Source organism: Streptomyces sp. SX-6 (genome assembly GCF_059089585.1).
In genome coordinates, this window is the sequence record NZ_JBTHHU010000061.1 from 1 (window position 1) to 17,680 (window position 17,680).

The following is a 17,680-nucleotide window of genomic DNA, read 5'->3' on the forward strand; positions in this document are numbered from 1 at the left end:
TTCGGCTACCGCCGCCTCACCGTCCGGTACGAACGCAAGGGCTCCCACTTCCTCGCCTTCCTCGGCCTCGCGGCCGCCCTCACCTGCTACAAGAAACTCGCCAAGATCACCACGTGAGACATCCTCTAAGCGTCCCGCGACGGCTATGTCCTTCTCACAAAGTGAAGAGCACCAGCCGGAACGACCCACAACCACGGCTACAGAAAGTGACCTCCGACGTCCTAGTCGGACCAGTCGGATCACAGTCGGGTCAGTTGGCTCAGGGTGGACCGACTGAGCTGACTGTGAGCCGACTGTGCGTTGTCGGGGCGGAGCCAGACTGCCCCGCCCCAAAACCCTTACGCTGCGTAGCCTTTTACCCCTGCCGTGCGGCGGGCCGCACGGACCCCCGGCCAGACTCGAGTCGAACCGTCTGGGCATCACTCTGGGGGAGCTTCCCGACCGGGCGCTGCTGCCGGTGATGCGGCCGCCATGGAGGTCTCCTCGCCAGCAAGCCCAGATGGCGAAGTAAAGGAGAACAGCCCCCTTGGCCGGTATCGTCGCAGCTCAGGAAGCGTTGGTCCCGCACGCGCAGGGATGCTCCCACGGCCCGGGTCGCCGAGCGTCTCGGTGTCTCATCGGTCCCGCGCACGCGGGGATGCGCCATTCGCCCGTCTCCGAGCCCGTACGCTCCCGGAGTTGGTCCCGCGCGCGGGGATGATCCTTTGGCGGCCTCGCTGTCAGTGCCGTAGTTGTCGGCCCCGCGCGTGCGGGGATGTTCCCCGCACAACATCACGGCGCCCCACCCGCCAGTTATCGGCCCCGCACGCGCCGGGGTGTCCGCTCCTTGGCGTCTACGGCGTGGACGCATCCGAGCCGGCCCCGTGCTCGCGGGGATGGTCCCGCCGGATCGATCGCGAGCACTATCGGTGTGCTGTTGGTCCCGCGCTTGCGGGGATGGTCCATACACCGGGCTCAGTGGCTGTTCGGTGCCGACATCGGCCCCGCATGCGGGGGTGTGATCCGGTCGGCAGCGGGCGACGGCCAGCAGCGAGCCCGAAGCAGATGTAGAGCACGCCTCGCCGCACGCCCGTCGGCCTTCGTCAACCGCCTGTCCGCACCAGGGTTTTACCGATACCGTCAAAGTGAAAACAGCCCTCGAGACGAGGCGATGGAGATGCCCGCAGCACAGGAACAGGACTGCAACGCCTGCGGCGGAACAGGGCTCACCGACAAACAGCACCACACGGTAGAACTCGACCAGGACGGCAACCAGGTGCCCGCCACCCGCTCCTTCGTCTCCTCCTGCTCACACTGCGGCGGCACAGGGAAAGTCTCAGGATGAACACACACAACACGAACAACGCCACCGACAGCCAGATGCGGCCCGTGTTCACCTGCACTATCTGCGGATGCCTCTACCTGCCACCCAAAACCATGCGCTACCCGCACCTCGGCATCAACGCATCCCCGCTCCACTGCGGCAGCGAACCCTGCCGACGCGCATGCGAAGCCATTCCCGCCCCCATCCGCACGGTAATGGCACGGATGGCATGGGCACAGGCCGAAAAGTGGATGGCCCGGGAGCTGTCCGCACTGCCGGAACGCGCACGGCGCCGGACAACCCGAAACCGCCCCAGCAACACCCGCTCCAAACTCCACTAACCAGCCGCACACTCACCGCACTCCCAGACGGCGAAGCGAAGCAGAACGGCACCCATGCCCAGTATCGTCGCTGGTCAAGAAGTGTCGGCCCCGCGCACGCGGGGATGGTCCCGGGTTGGTGCTGCCCGCCCGAGCCGCCCGCAGGCCGGCCCCGCGCACGCGGGGATGGTCCGGTGAAGGAGGAGCCCTTCACGTCCCCGCGCTTGTCGGTCCCGCGCACGCGGGGGTGGTTCTGCCTCAGCTCTGCGTTCGTGCTTGGTGTCGTAGTCGGTCCCGCGCACGCGGGGGTAGTTCGTTCACGCCGAACCCAGGGTGCATGCTCGGGTTGTCGGTCCCGCGCACGCGGGGGTGGTTCCTCGTTGGACTCCTCGGACACCTTCGTCACCAGGTCGGTCCCGCGCACGCGGGGGTGGTTCGCAGTGCACACGGTGCCGTGAAGTCAAACCAGCGTCGGTCCCGCGCACGCGGGGGTGATCCTCGGTGACACTACTCGGCGGGACCAGTGCCGCTCACGCTCAGCAGATCGGCGCCAGCCTCCGCGGTGTTAAGCGCCCGCCCAAGAAGGGTGAGGATCTGTCTGGTGAGTGAGTCGGGCGCCGGATTCGGTGGCTCGGGTCGGGTGGCCTCGGCGATGCCAATCAGTGAACTCTCCTTCCACGCCCGAGATTTGGCCACAGCGGTAAGTTTTCGTCATTGGCGGGAACGCGCCACTACGGGGTAAGTGTGGTGTCGTAGCGTCACTGTTGCTGCTGCGGCATCCCGGGCAGGGGCCCGGCGGGGAGACCGCAGCGGCGAGCCGACGACCTGGCTGACCTGCTCCAGGACCGGTTCGGCGATGTCCTGGACGATGACGGCTACGAATGGACCCCAAAGTGACTGCACTTGCCCGGGCACGGCTTGCCTCGCTCCTCCTGATGGCACTCGCCTTTCTGGTCTTGTGCGGGGGGCAACCTGTTCACGCGGAAGACCAGAAGCGGGCCAGTGACAGATCCTGGTGGCTTGCGGTGTCTCCAGACCCCGACGGGAACGAACCTGAGAGCACTCCGGAAATCGCACCTGGCGCCGCCGTGTCGCTCATGCTCAGAACCAGTGGGGGGATGCTCCCCAAAGGCGAATCCTGGACATTGCAGTCGCCGGCCTTCGTTTCCGACGTCCCCGTGAGCAGCACGGATGCCACCACCATTGGCAAGAGCCTGAAGTGGAAGATCATGGCAACGGCGCACATCCGCCGCGATGCCGAGCCTGGCTCCTACCCCATCACCGTCCCGGGGCTGCACGATGACAATCATCGTCCCCTTCGGGCATCGATCACGGTCAGCGACTCCGGACGGGGCGCCGCTGCTGCCCGTCATACGGATACGCCGCTGTGGGTGTACGTCTCCACGATTGGCTTGGCGGCCGTTGTCCTCGGCGGTTCGGCCTGGTGGTTTCTGCGGCGGAACCGCCGCGCCCGCCAGTCCGCCGAGTAATCGGACAGCCCAGGGTTCCCATCGATTCTATTTGAGGTGAATTCTCCCTTGTTATCCCTTGCGCACATACGGGTGCGCCGCTTGGTCGGCGCTCTCCTCCTGGCAGGCATGCTGGCCGGCGGGACCAGCACAGCCGCCGCGGCAGCAACGCCCCAGCCTGCGCCGTCCCCTTCCGCCCCGAGTACGGCATCCCGGCAGCCCTCGGCATCCTCCGACCCGACGAGCAGCACCGCGTCGCCGACCCCACCTTCCGCAGCAGCCGCGGCCGAGGCGTACTGGACCCCGGAACGCATGGCAGCCGCCAAGCCCTTCCCCGTGGACCGCGCCGAGCAGCCCACCGCCTCTCCGAGAACGCCGAGAGCGCCCGGCAACGACTTCGACGGCCTGCCAACCGTCGGCCAGATCTTCATCCCGGCAGCGCAGGACTATTTCTGCACCGCCTCCGTCGTCTCCTCGCCTGGCCACAACATCGTGCTGACCGCAGGGCACTGCCTGGACGACGAGGATGCCGGCAAGCCACTCGCCTTCGTACCGCAGTACACCAAGAACAAGCCGCAGCCGTACGGCATCTTCCCCCTGCTGAGCTGGTCACCGAGACACAACAAGATCTGGATCGACGCCCGCTACTACTCACGCGGCCACCAGCACGGCGCGCCCTACGACGCGGCGTTCCTCAAGGTCGGCGCCAACACCAACGGGAAGCAGGTGGAAGACGCCGTCGGCGGGAACCGGCTGAAGACCGACGCCGGCTACGAGCACAACAACGTCCACCTGATCGGCTACCCAGGCGGTCACCCTCGCCCCAAGACCTGCACCGCGCCCACCACCAAGTACACCAGCACCGACCCGAACATCCCCGGCTCCTACCTGCGCATCGCCTGCGACGGATACTCACCCGGAGTCAGCGGCGGCCCGTTCCTGGCAAACTTCAACGAGAAGACCAAGACAGGCGACGTCATCGGCGATATCGGCGGCTACAAGACCGGCGGCTCCACCAACGACATCTCCTACAGCTCCTACTTCGGCGCCGACATCAAGAACCTCTACGACCAGGCGGTCGCCGACCACCGCCCCGAAACCAGCGTCCTGGGAACCGCAGCGACGTGGCGGCACGCCCGGCTCCTGGCCTCGGGGAACTACACCGGCCACGGTGACGGCACCATGGACATGATCGTGGTGTGGACCGACGGCGAGGTCACCCTCTACACCGGCGACGGCAATGCCAGCTTCAAGGCAGAACGGCAGTTGCTCAGCCCCAACAGCACCTGGAAGCACGCCAAGGCGATCACCGGCGGCGACTACGCTGGCAGCAACCTCTCCGACCTGCTGGTGACCTGGTCAGACGGAGAAGTATCGCTGTATCCGGACGTGGACCTCAGAGGCTTCCACCAAGAGATCCAGCTGGCCAAACCCGAGTCGATCTGGAAGAAGGCCGAGCAGATCGCCGGCGGGAACTTCGGCACCAACGGTTACACCACGGATCTGATCGTGCGCTGGGCCGACGGGGAACTCACCGACTACACCAAGGTCGGCAGCCAGGGCTTCGGCACCGAACACCAGTTACTGAAGCCCAACGACCTGTGGAAGAAAGCCACCTTGACCACCGCAGGCGACTTCTCCGGAAACAACTACTGGGACCTACTGGTCCGCTGGTCCGACGGCGAGGTCTCTCAGTACCAGGACACCAACGCCGCAGGCCTGGGCAAGGAAATCCAGATGGCCGCACCCCACACCATCTGGGAACACGACATGGCCATGACCGCGGGCAGCTTCAACCACAACGGACACCCCGACGACCTGATCGTCCGCTGGTCCGACGGCGAAGTCACCGACTACACCGACACCAATACCAAGTTCGGCACCGAACACCAACTCGTCGCCCCCGACGGACACTCCATCGCCAGTGACAGCTCCGAGAGCACTGACGACCAAGGCACAACCGACAACAGTGACAGTGCCGACACTCCCATCACCAACCCGACCGACAACAGCGGTACGGACAGCGACAGCGATCCTGCTGGCGATGCCACCGGAACCAGCAGCAACGAATAGCCGCCACTGACCGCCCCCGCCACTCAGCCGACCCCGCGCACGCGGGGATGGATCGGACGTGATGCCGTCGGGAATGCAACGCTTCGTGTCGGTCCCGCGCACGCAGGGGTGGTCCCAGGCCGAGCAGCCAGGTCAGGGCCCCGGTGAAGTCGGCCCCGCGCACGCGGGTATGTTCCCGCGCAGACAGGCACGGACACCGAGCTGTGCGTGTCGGTCCCGCGCATGCGAGGCTGGGCCCCTATTGGTGCTCGATTTGAACACCCGCTCCATCGTTGGCCCCGCGTAGGGATGGTTCTCGCTACACCCCGACCTCGCTATGGCGCGAGTGGTTGGTCCCGCGCACGCGGGGATGCGCCCAGGCCCAACTCGGCGCCGTCCAGGATGCTGACGTCGGCCCCGCGCGTGGGGATGGTCCGATGCTGCTGGTCGTCGACGAACTCTCGGGCCAGTTGGTCCCGCGCACGCGGGGATGGTCCCATGGAACTCCGCGTTCTGGCCGCGTTCTCCGGCCCGGCCCTGCGCACGCAGGGATGGCCCCACCGACCTTGCCGAAGTCCTCGCGCTGCTTCCGTTGGCCCTGCGCACGAGGGAATGGTCCGGCCGTCGGCATGAGCCAGACAATGCGCTGGAGGTCAGCCCCGCATGCGCGGGGATGGTTCTGACTGGAGATTGGACACGTCCCGCATAGCACCATCGGTCCCGCGCATGCGGGGCTCACCAATCTGCCTGAGCATCAGACCGGAGACGAAGCGAATGAAACAGCGCCCTCAGCCGGTATCGTCGCAGCTCACGAAGTGACGGCCCCGCACGCGCGGGGATGTCCCCCACGACTTTTCCACCCACGAGACCCATCACGGGGTCGGCCCCGCGCACGCGAGGAATGTGAATTTGGCTGAGACGAGCTTTCGTCGGCCCTGCGCCGCGGGGATGGTCCCTCTCCTTGTATATGGGAGAGTCGGACGTCGTTGTCGGTCCCGCGCACGCGGGGGTGGTTCGCTCGCGCAGGCGTATGCGAACGGCGGCATCAGGTCGGTCCCGCGCACGCGGAGCTCATCAGCCGGAGCGTCAGACCGGAAACGGACCAAATGAAAACAGCACCCCCGACCGGTATCGTCGCTGGTCAGGAAGTGTTGGTCCCGAGCACGCGGGGATGGTCCGCAGGGCAGCTCAGGCATAAGCGATACCCGCGGGTCGGTCCCGCACACGCGGGGATGGTCCCCAGACGTCGGTGGGCGGGCTATTGGTGGTGCCGTCGGTCCGCACGCGCGGGCGTGGGTTACGAGGCGTCGGCGTAGGCGAGATAGGTGCCGCAGACGGTGCAGCGAAAGAGCATGGCGCTCGCCTCCTGGCCGAGGTGGGTCAGGAAGTGTTCCAACTGACCTGCATCGTGCCAGCCGTCCATCCGCAGGTCGAGGCGAAGCTGGTCGAGGGCCTCGGGATGCGCCGCGAGCTCGGTGTATCCGACCTCGCCGATGAAGGCGGCCGCGTCATGACAGTGGACGAGCCAGTGCGGATCCTGCCAGGCGCGGAAGCCCGGGGTACGGCGGGTGACCTCGTGCATGGTCTCCCCGCTGACGCCGTCGAGCCCGTAAGCATCAATGAATTCGCCGGCGAAGCGTTCAGCGGCACTGCCGTCGGCAATGCACCAGGGGCAGAAGCTCCCGTCGACTTCCTGAGCGGTGTAGAAGGCCGCAGTGTAGATCCACCCCGTGCTGCGTCTGCAGCAAGCGCACGTGTCGGCACTCGCCCGGACGGATCCAGTGGCAAGCGGGTCGGGGTGGTAACGGAAGAAGGGCAGACTGACGCTCACTACTGCTGCCCCCGGAAGACGCCGTTAACCCGGGCGCCGACGGCCCCGCTGATGAACCCCATGGGTTGCAGTCTGTCTGCAAGGAGGGCCTTGATCAAACGGTGAGCCCGTATCCCTCCTGACTGAGCCCGGAGTAGAGACGCTGCTGCTCACGGACGGCATGGAAGCGCCATCAGGCCGACAGTACAGTGAAAGAAAACAGCTTCCCGACCAGCATCGCCGCTGCTCAAGAAGGGTCGGTCCCTTGCACGCGGGGATGCACCCCCGTGCCGCTCGCTCCGGATGTCTCGAGGGAAGTCGGTCCCTTGCACGCGGGGATGCACCGGCCACTGACGGCAGCATGGACTCCGCCGATCAGTTGGTCCCGCGCACGCGGGGATGGTCCGGTCGGCTAGAACCTCGGCAAGAACGGCCTCGCGTCGGTCCCGCGTACGTGGGGATGGTCCGTCGGCTATCTCGCACAGGCCCATGGTCCGCAGGTTGGTCCCACGCGCGGGGATGGTCCCGGCCGCCGCGCCGGACGCGTGGGGACCCACGCGTCGGTCCAGCGCACGCAGTGACTCCCAACGCCAGCTGCCCATTCCAGCAGCTTGGCAGGGTGCGGCTCTTCTGAAGGGAACGTCAGCCGGGTGCGGCCTTGAGCGGATGAGGGTCGTGGTTGGCCTGACGTCGCTGGTAGCGGGAACCGGTAGCCGTCAGTAGGGCGTCCACGTCGGCATGCAAGATCGATACCTGTACCTTGCCCGTCACGGTGAGGCGACACCCGACGAAGACGGGCTCACGAAGGCTGGGCGGCGGCAGGCCGAGCTGCTGGGCAGGCGCCTGCATGGTGTGCTGCTGACAGCTGTCCACCACGGTCCGCTGCCCCGTGCGCATCAGACAGCCCAGCTGATCGCAGAGCAACTGGGCGGGGTGCCACTGCGCGAGTGCGAGACGGCCGGGGACTACATCCCGTACATACCGGAGCGGGACGAGCTTCCCTCTGAGATCGCCAACGCCATGCTCCCGCGCCTGGCTTCGGTGCCGGCCGAGGAACGTACACGTGGTGCCGAACTGGCCCGCCGGGCAGTCGCGGACTTCACCGGACCGATGGACCACGGGGACGCACCCCGGCATGACCTTGTCGTCACTCACGCGTTCCTCATCGCCTGGCTGGTCCGCGCCGCGATGGACGCCCCGCCCTGGCGCTGGATGGGCCTCAACCACGGCAACGCAGCACTGACCGTGATCCGCTACGCCCCGGCCCGGCCCGCAACCGTCCTCGTCTACAACGACGTGAGCCACCTCTCCGACGAACTGCGCTGGACCGGGTTTCCGGCCCAGCTCCGCACACCGTGACGGTGTCCTGCTGAACGCCGACCGGGGTGTGTTCGGGTCTTCCCCTGCCTACCGTGGCGGTGGAGGAGGGATGGCCGATGGGCTCACTGTTCGAGGAGTTGGAGGCCCGGGAGGCAGCTGCCCGGGTCCGGGTGGAGGAACTGGAGGCTGAACTCGCGGATTTGTCGGAGAGGTTGGATGATGCGCGGGTGAGCCTGGAGCGGCTGAGGATCACGCGGGAGACGGTAGCCGCAGTGCTCACCGAGATGGCTCCGGAGGACGCGACGCCGGTGAACGACGGGGATGCCTCCACGCAGTCCCCTGCCGCCAGTCCGACCGTGTCGGCGTATGCGGGGGCCGAGCGGCAGGTGGTGGGGGTGCTGGCGGTGCCGAAGTGGCAGCCCGGGATGGAAGCGGACGCCCTGCCCGGGATCTACCGGGACATCGTGGAGGTGGTGCGGGACGCGCCGGGGCCGGTGCGGGCCAAGCAGATCGTGCCCCGGATCGGTCTGCCGGCCGAGACCAGGAAGATCGAGGGCACGCGGTCGAAACTGAAGCGGGCTCGTGGAGCGGGGCTGGCTGGACGAGGACACCCCGGGACTGTTCACCTCGGCCCGACGCCGGGCGCCCGCACCGCCCAACTCCCTGTGAAAGAGGGGCTCTTCTGCCTACATTCGAAGGTGGGTGTGGTTCCTCCTGAAGGATGATGTTGAGAGGTCTCCGTGACAGCATGCGCGCATGAACCTCGACCTCGCCCCGCCTATAGGCATCGGCCCTCTGCAGATCGGCATGTCACGGGAGGCCGCGCATAGCGCACTGGACTCGTTGCGTGACGTGAGGGCGCTCTCCGCGGCCGACCAAGCGGGGCGGCACATCTTCCAGCCGAGCGGCCTGATGATCAGCATCGGATGCATACACGACCGGCTGGAATCCGTTGAGCTGGGGCGCCCTTCGGACCGCTCGGACGTCGTGCGCTTTCGTGGTATCGACGTCTTCGGCCTGCCAGCCCGCGAGGTGGTGAGCCGGATGGCCAAGGTCACCGCCATCGTCCCCGCCGACGAAGACCCTGCATCCTTCATTGCGCCCAACCTGCTGCTCAGTTTCTGGCGTCCGTTCGAGGCCGACGACGAACCGGACGAGGAACAGGGCTATTACTTCAGCTCCGTGCTGCTTGCCCGCCCTGGCTACTACGACGGCCCGGCCTCATTGGCCGACACAGGCCGTGATCAAACGGTGAGTCCGTACTCCTCCTGGCTGAGCCCGGAGTAGGGACGCTGCTGCTCGCGGGCGGCATGGATGTGAAGGAAACCGGCTCCCCGACCGGTATCGTCGCTGCTCAAGAAGTGTCGGCCCCGCGCACGCGGGGATGTGCCCGAGGCGTTAAGCAGCAGCTCGGAGACGGCGACGTTGGCCCCGCTCACGCGGGGGTGGTCCTGGGGTAACTGACGGCTGCCGCACTGCCGTTGAGTCGGTCCCGCGCACGCGGGGTGGTCCGATGTCCTGCCCAGCGCCGGAGATATCGAGGGGGGGTGGTCCCGCACACGTGGGGGACGGTTCCCAGCTGTTCCCCGGCTCGGAGATCATCACGTCGTCGGCCCCGCGCGTGCGGGGGTGGTCCTTCCATCTGCCCTTGCTCACCACGGGATTCACGGTTGGCCCCCACACGCGGGGCTCACCAACCTGCCGGAGCATCAGACCGAAGACGGAGCGAAGGAAAACAGCACCCTCGACCGGTATCGTCGCTGCTCAAGCAGCGTCGGTCCCGCACAGGCGGGGATGGTCCCGAGGTAGTCCCGCAGAAGAAGATCTATCTGTAGTCGGTCCCGCACACGCGGGATGATCCTTCCGCCTCAGCCCGCTTAGGTATGCACGGAGCGTCGATCCCGCGTCCGCGGGAATGGTCCACTGCCGGTGGCGGACATCATCGGCAGACAACCGTTGGCCCACGCGGGGATGTTCCGGTGATCGAGCACTTGCGGGCCTCGGACGACGAGTCGGCCCTGCGCACGCGGGGGTGGTCCTCGGCGGGGGCCCCTCCCGGAGCAAGCAGGGGGGTCGGCCCCGCGCACGCGGGGATGTGCTCTTGCCCTGGACGAGCCAGACGTCGTACCGCTTGTTGACCCCGCGCTGCGGGGATGGTTCTCACATCGGCCGCGCCATGGCCTTCCAGTACTGGTTGGTCCCGCGCACGCGGGGCTCTCCTATCTGCCGGAGCATCAGACAGGAGACGGAGCGAATAAAAACAGCTCCCTCGACCGATATCGTCGCTGCTCACGAAGTGTCGGTCCCGCGCGTGCGGGGATGGTCCTGCTTGTTGTGGTACTGGCTGGCCGAGCAGTCGTCGGCCCTGCGCGCACGCAGGGATGGTCCGGTGTCACGGATCGTCAGAAGCTTGCGGGCCTCGTCGGCCTCGCGCACGCGGGGACGGTTCTCCGGTGACGGTCCCCTGTTGGGCATCTTGTTGGTGCCGCGCACTCGGGGATGGCTCCCTCGCGGCCGAGGCAGGCATCGCCTCGCGCACGTCGACCCCGCGCGCGCAGGGATGGTTCGTACGAGCTGACCATTGACGCCTTGGACAGCAGGTTGGTGCCGCGCACGCGGGGATGATCCGTAGGTGCGGTAGGTGTTGTGGACGGTCGCCAAGCCAGCCCCGCACGCGCGGGGAATCGTGCTGTCGTCGGTCCCGCGCCGCGGGGATGGTGTCGGCCCCCCGCGCGCGGGGATGTGCCGGTCCCGGGGGCACTACTGAGCTGGGTGGTCCGACCAGTCCCGCGCACGCGGGGATCTGCTCCTCGGACGTCGACTGTTCCGAAATCCTATGGAGTCGATCCGCGTCGGACTTCGGCGTCAGGGCGTGGGGACGGCGCAGGCCAGGGGGTGAAGATCTCCGTAGAGGGCGGCGTGCAGCGCAGCGGCGAGTTCACGAGCCTTCTCCTCGGTCTTCACACCGTGGAGCGTGTAATGCACCGGTCCTGGCCCAGCGTCGGGGCGGATCTCACCGCGACGCACCAGGCGGACGACAGCGGCCAGTACCGCGTCGTACGCGGTGTCGTCGACAACGTGCTGTGGGGAGGCGGTGAGTGCGTCGGCTTTCACTGTCCACTGCCGACCGTGGCGCTCGATGCCGATGTACACGGCATGCGCGGCCTTGGCCGCCTGGTAGGCGGCATTGAACGCGTCGAGGCCCGTGGCGTTGGGGATGAGTGCTGCGGGACAAGGAACCGGTATCGGCTGCATGAAGAGCTATCGTGCCAGGAAAACGACCCCGCGCACGCGGGGATGGTTCGGTGCCGTCGGCGCGCTGCAGCTCGGCGGGGATGTCGGTCCCGCACGCGCGGGGATGGTTCTCCCTTGAGGTCCTTGGACTGGCCCGTGGCAGAGTCGGTCCCGCGCACGCGGGATGGTTCCGACATGTTGATGTCAACAGCCACCAAGTACCGGTCGGTCCCGCGCACGCGGAATTCGAGACCAGCCGCGCCGAAGTTGGTCCCGCGCACGCGGGGATGGCCCGCGTGGGACCACTTGAACGGCCGGTCCCGCGCACGAGGGGATGGTCCTCGCGGAGCGGGTGCTGAACCGCCTGGCCGAGCAGGCCGGTGCCGATGGCGAGGCTGTCGCTCCGATGCTGGCGAAGGCGGCCGGGCGGGCGGCCCTGCTCAGTGTGCTGCCCCGCTGGTTCGGCACCGCCGCCCGCTGAGCAGCGGCGCCGGACACGTCCGCACCCGGCCCGCCACGGACTCCGTACCGGAGTCCCTCGAACCGGGTGCGGACGTGAAGTCCGGCCGGATCATGCCTTCTTCATCTCCTGGCAACGGGCCGGGCCGGATCGGCGACCGGCGCCGTTCCGTCGCCCGGCCCGTTCAGCCGCGCGCGGCGCGAGCGAGCAGCCTGCCGCACACGCGCTGGAGCCGGGGCATCAGGACGTAGACGACGGTCAGTACGACGAGCGCGCTCAGAATCAGGGTCTGCAGGACCAGCGGCAGGTGTTCGAGCCAGCGATGGAAGAGCAGCTCCAGCACGGTGAGCGTGGGGAAGACCGCTGTCCAGATCATGAGGGCCATGTGGTGCTTGGGGGGCGGGCCTGCGGGCGCGGGGTGGGACATGGTGAAACGACTCCTTGCCGGTCGCGAAGACTCCAAACGGATGGTTGGAGATTAGCCGCAGAGTCGGCGGATCTCCAAACGACTGTTTGGAGATGGCGTAGCATGGCCGCATGGCCTGGGACACCGCACGCACCCGACAAGCACTGCTGAACGCCGCCGTCGACGAGTTCGCCGAGCACGGCTTCGAGGGCGCGCGCATCGAGCGCGTCGGTACCCGGGCCGGGGTCAACAAGGAGCGGATCTACCAGTACTTCGGCAACAAGGAGAAGCTCTTCGGCCACGTCCTGGAGGCGGAACTGGAGCGGATCGCGACGGCCATCCCGCTGACGGCCGACCAGGCAGCCGACCTGGGCGAGTACGCCGGGAAGCTGTACGACTACCACCGTTCCCACCCGCAGTTCATCCGGCTCCTGCACTGGGAGGGCCTCCGGGACCACGGCGCCCCCGCACTGCGCGAGGCCGAACGGACCGCCACCTACGGGGCGCGGGTCGCAGCCCTGGCCGAGGCCCAGTCCAAGGGCGCCCTCGACCCCTCGCTCGAACCCGACGACCTCTTCTACGCGGTACTCGCCCTCGGCGCCTGGTGGTTCAGCGTGCCGCAGGCCGTACGCATGATCTTCGGTGGCACCACGGACCCGGAGGCCGAACGCGCCTCGATGGTGCGGCTGGTGCGCAGGCTGGTCAGCCAGGAAGCGGGCGGGGCGACGCCGTCCTGACCCAGGTCCCCGTCCCCGGGGCCCGACGCCTGCCGAACGAGGGTCTCTCGGGAAGGCCCGCCCGTCCCGTAGGGAGGACGTTCCGGAGCCTTCGGCCAGGTACGTGACGAACCCGCTGCCCTGTGGGCATCAGGCAAGCACCGGTTCCGTGAGTGGCTCAGTGGTGATGCGCAGTTCGGTGATGGTCCGCCGGTGGAGGGCACGGAGGTGTCGTGCCGGGGGTTCGGCGACCGCCTCGGGCGTTCGGTGGTGCTGGGGGATCATTCGGTGCTGGTGCAGTCCAGGAATTCAGTGACGGCGGGTATTCCTCGGCGACGGGCGAGTTTCTTGCGGAGGTCTTCCAGGGTGTTGGTGCCGCGCGCGGAGGTGACGCCTCCCATTCGGTGGACGGCGTCATGGGCGGTGGCCACGGCGGCATCGACGTCGCCGAGGCTGAGATGGGCTTCGGCAAGCCGGGCCGCGGGGGAAGGCGGCCGCGTTGTACGCCTCTTGGCTGGTGTGCGCGGCAGAGGCTTCCAGGAAGCCTGGACGGGGTGCTGTTGGACAGTGCCGCTGCGGTCCGGGCCACCCTCGCGGCGGTCGCCACCTGTGCCACCGGCCGCCGTGTGACGCCGGGCGACCTTCCGCCCGGCGCCCTGCCCCGCCCCCGCTGCGAGGTCCTGGCGCTCCTGGACGTCACCGATCCCGACGACGCATGCGACCGCTGGTGGGACGGCGCGGCGTCGGCGATCCCTGTCGAGACCTTCCCAGGGGTGCTCTCCGGTCTGCTGGCCCTGCGCGCGCAGGGCACGGCCATCGGCGCAGTCACGGTTCAGGACCCCGAACGCGTGCAGTGGCTGCTGCCGGAGGCCTTGTCCAACCTGCTGGAAGTCGTCATCACCCGGCAGGACGCACCACCCAAGCCGGCTCCCGACGGACTGCACCTCGCCCTGCGCCGGCTGGACGCCCCACCAGAGCGCGCGGTGTTCGTCGGCGACAGCCCCACCGGCATGACCGCGGCCCGCGCCGCCGAAGTCGTCGCGCTCGGAGCGGTCTGGGGCTGGCACCCTCCCGCCGCACTCCGCGCCGCCGGGGCCGATCACCTCCTGCCCGAACCCACCAGCACCGGGTCGTCCCTGCTGCACCACCTGCCCCTAACCGACAGCGCGTGACCCAGCACCACCACTACAGTGAAGGGGCACCCCTACAGACGCCCCTTTGCACTTCTGCACTCAAAGGACACAGGCGAATGCGCGTGATGCGGCGACAAGCGCCCGGCGCCGAGCTGGAGCACTGAGACAGCGCATCCCCGCTCCTCAGCCCCGACTCGCGGCCCAGCTTCGGCGCGCACCCCCATCACCGTTCCCGGACCTTTGAAAGCTGCCCCGATGCCTGTACCACCCACCAGCGGCCGTCTGCAATGGACCGACGTCCCCACGCCCCTGCGCGCCCGCCTCGAAGACACCCTCGGCTCACCCGTCACCGACACCGTCACCCCCGGCGGCGGCTTCGGACACCAGCTCGCCACCACCCTCCGCCTGGCCGACAGCCGACGGGTCTTCGTCAAAGCGGCCCCCGACGACGACCCACTGACCGCCGCCAACGTCCACGAAGCCACCGTCCTCGACGCGCTTCCGCCCGGCGCCCCGGCCCCGGACCTGCTGGGCATCCACCACGCCGCCGACTGGACCGCCGTCATCATCGCCCACCTCGACGGCCCCCATCCCGACCTGTCCCCTCACTCCGGCGACGCCGGGCAGATCTGGGCCCTGCTGGACAAGCTCACCTCCAGCCCCGCCCCGCCGCGGTACGCCGCAGCGGCGAGCACCGCGCCCTCCGCAGCAGCGGCCCTGCACGGCTGGGACGAACTGGCATCCAGCCCGCCAGCCGACCTCGCCCCCGCCGCCCGCGCCCACCTGCCGCAGCTCGCCGAGCTGGAAGCAGCCTGGCCCGCCCTCGCCCACGGCAACCGCATCGTCCACGGTGACCTGCGGGCCGACAACATGGTCCGCGACCACGACCGCGGCGTCACCTTCGTCGACTGGGCCCACGCCACTACCGGCCCGGCCTGCATCGACGCCGCCTCCCTCGCACCCCAACTCGTCCTCGCCGGACACACGCCCAAAGACGTCGCCCTCCTACTCCTCGACCACCCCGCCACCGCCGACAACCCCGACACCACCACGGCATTCCTCGCCGCACTCACCGGCCACTGGCACCGCAACGCCCGCAAGCCCGCGCCCCCCGGCGTACCCGGACTGCGCGCCTACCAGCACCGCGCCGCCGCTGCCGGTCTCGCCCTCCTCTGCTACCGCCTGAACTGAAACCACAGTTCTTACCGGTCCCCGAGGAAGTCGGCCCCGCACGCGCGGGGATAGTCCGCGGATCGTGTTTTTTGTGACGGTTTCCGCGGTGTCGGCCCCGTACGCGCAGGGATGGTTCGTTGGAGAAGACCTCTTTGAGGGTGTCCATGCTGTCGGTCCCGCACACGCGGGGATGGTTCCGCCACCTTCACGAGCCTGACGATCGGCACCACGTCGGTCCCGCGCACGCGGGGATGGTCTGGGCTTTAGCTTGGAGCCGTAGGCGATCACCATGTGCCGAAAGCGGAGTCCGCTGTCTGCCAGACTCGGCGGGCCGGACCGGAGTGTGAGAAGGGGCATCACGTGGCTGACCCGTACCAGCGCGCCATCGATCTTCTGATGGAAGCGCAACGCGCTCTGGTCGAAGCCCGCAACCAGGTTGCTCCGCACGATCGCCAGGCCATCGGTCTGCCCTCGTTAGTGCAAGACGATCTTCCAGGCGGAGCGCGCATCGAAGCAGCGCTCTACGCAACGATCTCAGCGCGACACCTGGTCAGCTCTGCCATGGGACAAGAGCTACCTGGCCAGCCAATCCTTCATCGGACCCAGCGACACCTCGCGCTCGCCAGCGGATACGTGGCGCTCGCTTCGGAGATCGAGACACAAGAACGCTACGCCGAACAGGACGGCGGAGCCTGAACCGCCCCCCGACGCCCCGCTCAACCGCCCCCACCTGGGAAGCGGCCGACGCCGACAAGTTGCTTGCCGCCGGCTCTCCCGGCCACCAGCTGCCAGCGGCACACGAAGCGGCGAGGGCCTCCGGGCGAAGTGAAGGAAAACCGGCCCTTGACCAGGTATTGTCCCAGCTCAGAAAGCGTCGGCCCCGCGCGCGAGGATGGTCCGCCATCGGCCTGGTCAAATTCGACATCCTGACCGTCGGCCCCGCGCGTGCGGGGATGGTCCGCGGTTGATCTCGTCCCGCTCCACTTTGCCGAAGTCGGCCCCGTGCGTGCGGGGATGGCCCCGGCTCGCCCCCAGTCAGCGTGACCCGGGTGACGTCGGCCCGCGCGTGCGGGGATGGTCCCTGGCAGACCCGCCCGCCCGGCGATGTCGCCGCATTGGCCCCGCGCACGCGGGGAAGAAGCTCGGGGGCTGCCCCAGCTGGGGCCGTCGGCATAGGGTGACATCCGTGGTTCCTGCTGATCTGCTCCAGCGGCTTCGCGAGTCTCTTGCTAACGCTGATCCTCTCGACGTGAGGACTGGAACGGTGGTGGCGATCGACGGCACTGACGTCGTCGTGCGCCTCCATGAGCCAGGCGGGTTGCCGCCAGTGGGAGTGATCGAACGGCATGAACTGTCGAGGAAGACGTTTGGCCACCCCTCGGAGATCGTCGAGGTGGGCCAGGAGATCTCGGCTGAGGTGCTCTCGGTGGACCGCCACAGAGAGGTCGTCCAACTGTCAGCGAAGGCCTGCGAGGACGAATCCCTGCGCTCGTTTCTCCTGGGGATTCGTCCGGGAGACGTTCTGACGGGGACCGTGGCCGAGGTCCACAACTTCGGTGTATTCATTCATCTCGACGGTGAGCCACCCGGAAGCCGTGCCGGCTTCATCCGGGTACCAGAGCTCTCCTGGTCACATATCGACCATGCATCGGAAGTGGTCACGGAAGGGCAGCAGGTCACTGTCGCGGCACTCAACACCGACACGCGACAGGGACAGGTGGCCGTGTCATTGAAAGCTCTCCAGGAGGACCCCTTCGTCCCCTTCACCAGCCAAGTTGGTCAGACGATGTCGGGCATTGTGGCCAAGATCGTTCCCTTCGGGGTCTTTGTTCGGGTCGGCGAAGGCGTCGAGGGTCTCGTTCACGTTTCCGAGCTCGCCGATCCACCTGTGAAGTCGCCCAGGCAGGTGGTCCGCGAGGGCGACGAACTCATCGTGTGCCTTGTCGAAGTCAACCTTCAGCTTCGCCGGGTCCGGCTTTCGCCCGTTCGCACGTTGTAACTGACAGCCAAACTGAACCGACGGCAACATGCACTACCGGCGAAGTCTGATCACCCCCGGTGCAGTTGTCGGCCCCGTGCACGCGGGGATGGTCCCCGAGTTCGGATGGCTGACGCCATCGTGGACAAGTCGGTCCCGCGTACGCGGGGATGCGCCCTGGGTCGCGTCCGCTGGAGTGGTGTACTGACGGCCACTCGGCGATCTTTTGCTGAGGTTATACGGTGAGTTCGGTGGCGACGGTGGGTTCGCCGTTGTCTGACTCGATCGGGTGGAGGCGGGCTTTGG

The 17,680-nt window shown here is 67.9% G+C and carries 17 protein-coding genes, 1 pseudogene and 1 CRISPR repeat array; of the genes and pseudogenes, 13 read left to right on the forward strand and 5 right to left on the reverse strand.

Translation table 11 applies throughout. The features are described 5' to 3' along the window. The 4 genes and pseudogenes from ACV530_RS36065 to ACV530_RS36080 form a co-directional block, all read left to right on the forward strand. Positions 1-117 (forward strand): annotated as a pseudogene (locus ACV530_RS36065) (IS5/IS1182 family transposase); the annotation flags it as partial. 1,203 nt (positions 118-1,320) lie between these two features. After that, complete coding sequence (locus tag ACV530_RS36070) at positions 1,321-1,644, forward strand: hypothetical protein (RefSeq protein ID WP_494336956.1); 324 nt, start codon at positions 1,321-1,323, stop codon at positions 1,642-1,644. Between the two features lie 83 nt (positions 1,645-1,727). Beyond that, positions 1,728-2,116: direct repeats of the CRISPR family, unit length 23 nt; unit sequence GTCGGTCCCGCGCACGCGGGGGT. 442 nt (positions 2,117-2,558) lie between these two features. Beyond that, on the forward strand, positions 2,559-3,113 hold the full coding sequence (locus tag ACV530_RS36075) for a hypothetical protein (RefSeq protein WP_494336957.1): 555 nt from the start codon (positions 2,559-2,561) through the stop codon (positions 3,111-3,113). A 291-nt stretch (positions 3,114-3,404) separates the two neighbouring features. Continuing rightward, on the forward strand, positions 3,405-5,165 hold the full coding sequence (locus tag ACV530_RS36080) for a trypsin-like serine peptidase (RefSeq protein WP_494336958.1): 1,761 nt from the start codon (positions 3,405-3,407) through the stop codon (positions 5,163-5,165). Positions 5,166-6,441: 1,276 nt separating this feature from the next. Here ACV530_RS36080 and ACV530_RS36085 read toward each other — a convergent pair. Beyond that, on the reverse strand, positions 6,442-6,975 hold the full coding sequence (locus ACV530_RS36085; RefSeq protein ID WP_494336959.1) for a CbrC family protein: 534 nt from the start codon (positions 6,973-6,975) through the stop codon (positions 6,442-6,444). A 717-nt stretch (positions 6,976-7,692) separates the two neighbouring features. Between ACV530_RS36085 and ACV530_RS36090 the strand changes: the two genes are divergently transcribed. The 3 genes from ACV530_RS36090 to ACV530_RS36100 are packed head-to-tail and all read left to right on the forward strand — an operon-like array spanning position 7,693 to position 9,561. Then, positions 7,693-8,313, forward strand: a complete 621-nt coding sequence (locus ACV530_RS36090; RefSeq protein WP_494336960.1) for a histidine phosphatase family protein — start codon at positions 7,693-7,695, stop codon at positions 8,311-8,313. Between the two features lie 53 nt (positions 8,314-8,366). After that, positions 8,367-8,999 carry a hypothetical protein gene (locus tag ACV530_RS36095; protein WP_494336961.1) on the forward strand — a complete coding sequence of 211 codons (633 nt, stop codon included), beginning with the start codon at positions 8,367-8,369 and terminating at the stop codon, positions 8,997-8,999. 31 nt (positions 9,000-9,030) lie between these two features. Further along, positions 9,031-9,561, forward strand: coding sequence for a hypothetical protein (locus ACV530_RS36100; RefSeq protein WP_494336962.1), 531 nt, complete (start codon positions 9,031-9,033; stop codon positions 9,559-9,561). 1,002 nt (positions 9,562-10,563) lie between these two features. On the opposite strand, the gene ACV530_RS36105 is transcribed toward ACV530_RS36100, so the two are convergent. Both ACV530_RS36105 and ACV530_RS36110 read right to left on the reverse strand, forming a co-directional pair. Then, positions 10,564-10,710, reverse strand: coding sequence for a hypothetical protein (locus ACV530_RS36105; protein WP_494336963.1), 147 nt, complete (start codon positions 10,708-10,710; stop codon positions 10,564-10,566). A gap of 429 nt (positions 10,711-11,139) precedes the next feature. Beyond that, positions 11,140-11,529, reverse strand: coding sequence for a hypothetical protein (locus ACV530_RS36110; RefSeq protein WP_494336964.1), 390 nt, complete (start codon positions 11,527-11,529; stop codon positions 11,140-11,142). 313 nt (positions 11,530-11,842) lie between these two features. Here ACV530_RS36110 and ACV530_RS36115 point away from each other — a divergent pair, with 313 nt between their 5' ends. Beyond that, positions 11,843-11,989, forward strand: a complete 147-nt coding sequence (locus ACV530_RS36115) for a hypothetical protein (protein ID WP_494336965.1) — start codon at positions 11,843-11,845, stop codon at positions 11,987-11,989. A gap of 163 nt (positions 11,990-12,152) precedes the next feature. Here the strand turns inward: ACV530_RS36115 and ACV530_RS36120 are convergent, their stop codons facing one another. Beyond that, entirely contained in the window at positions 12,153-12,395 is a 243-nt protein-coding gene (locus ACV530_RS36120) for a putative antibiotic biosynthesis monooxygenase (RefSeq protein WP_494336966.1), read from the reverse strand. 110 nt (positions 12,396-12,505) lie between these two features. Between ACV530_RS36120 and ACV530_RS36125 the strand changes: the two genes are divergently transcribed. Beyond that, positions 12,506-13,111: a TetR/AcrR family transcriptional regulator gene (locus ACV530_RS36125; protein ID WP_494336967.1), complete on the forward strand. Its 606-nt coding sequence runs from the start codon at positions 12,506-12,508 to the stop codon at positions 13,109-13,111. A gap of 260 nt (positions 13,112-13,371) precedes the next feature. Here ACV530_RS36125 and ACV530_RS36130 read toward each other — a convergent pair whose 3' ends face one another. Further along, positions 13,372-13,521 (reverse strand): hypothetical protein, encoded by a 150-nt coding sequence (locus ACV530_RS36130; RefSeq protein ID WP_494336968.1) that lies wholly within the window; start codon positions 13,519-13,521, stop codon positions 13,372-13,374. Between the two features lie 123 nt (positions 13,522-13,644). Between ACV530_RS36130 and ACV530_RS36135 the strand changes: the two genes are divergently transcribed. From ACV530_RS36135 to ACV530_RS36150, 4 genes are all read left to right on the forward strand, one after another. Next, positions 13,645-14,262: an HAD family hydrolase gene (locus ACV530_RS36135; RefSeq protein WP_494336969.1), complete on the forward strand. Its 618-nt coding sequence runs from the start codon at positions 13,645-13,647 to the stop codon at positions 14,260-14,262. A 216-nt stretch (positions 14,263-14,478) separates the two neighbouring features. Then, positions 14,479-15,414, forward strand: coding sequence for a phosphotransferase family protein (locus tag ACV530_RS36140; protein WP_494336970.1), 936 nt, complete (start codon positions 14,479-14,481; stop codon positions 15,412-15,414). A 342-nt stretch (positions 15,415-15,756) separates the two neighbouring features. Continuing rightward, positions 15,757-16,092, forward strand: coding sequence for a hypothetical protein (locus ACV530_RS36145; protein WP_494336971.1), 336 nt, complete (start codon positions 15,757-15,759; stop codon positions 16,090-16,092). 490 nt (positions 16,093-16,582) lie between these two features. Continuing rightward, a complete protein-coding gene (locus ACV530_RS36150; protein WP_494336972.1) occupies positions 16,583-17,395 on the forward strand; it encodes a S1 RNA-binding domain-containing protein in 813 nt (270 codons plus the stop codon). Positions 17,396-17,680 lie beyond the last annotated feature (285 nt).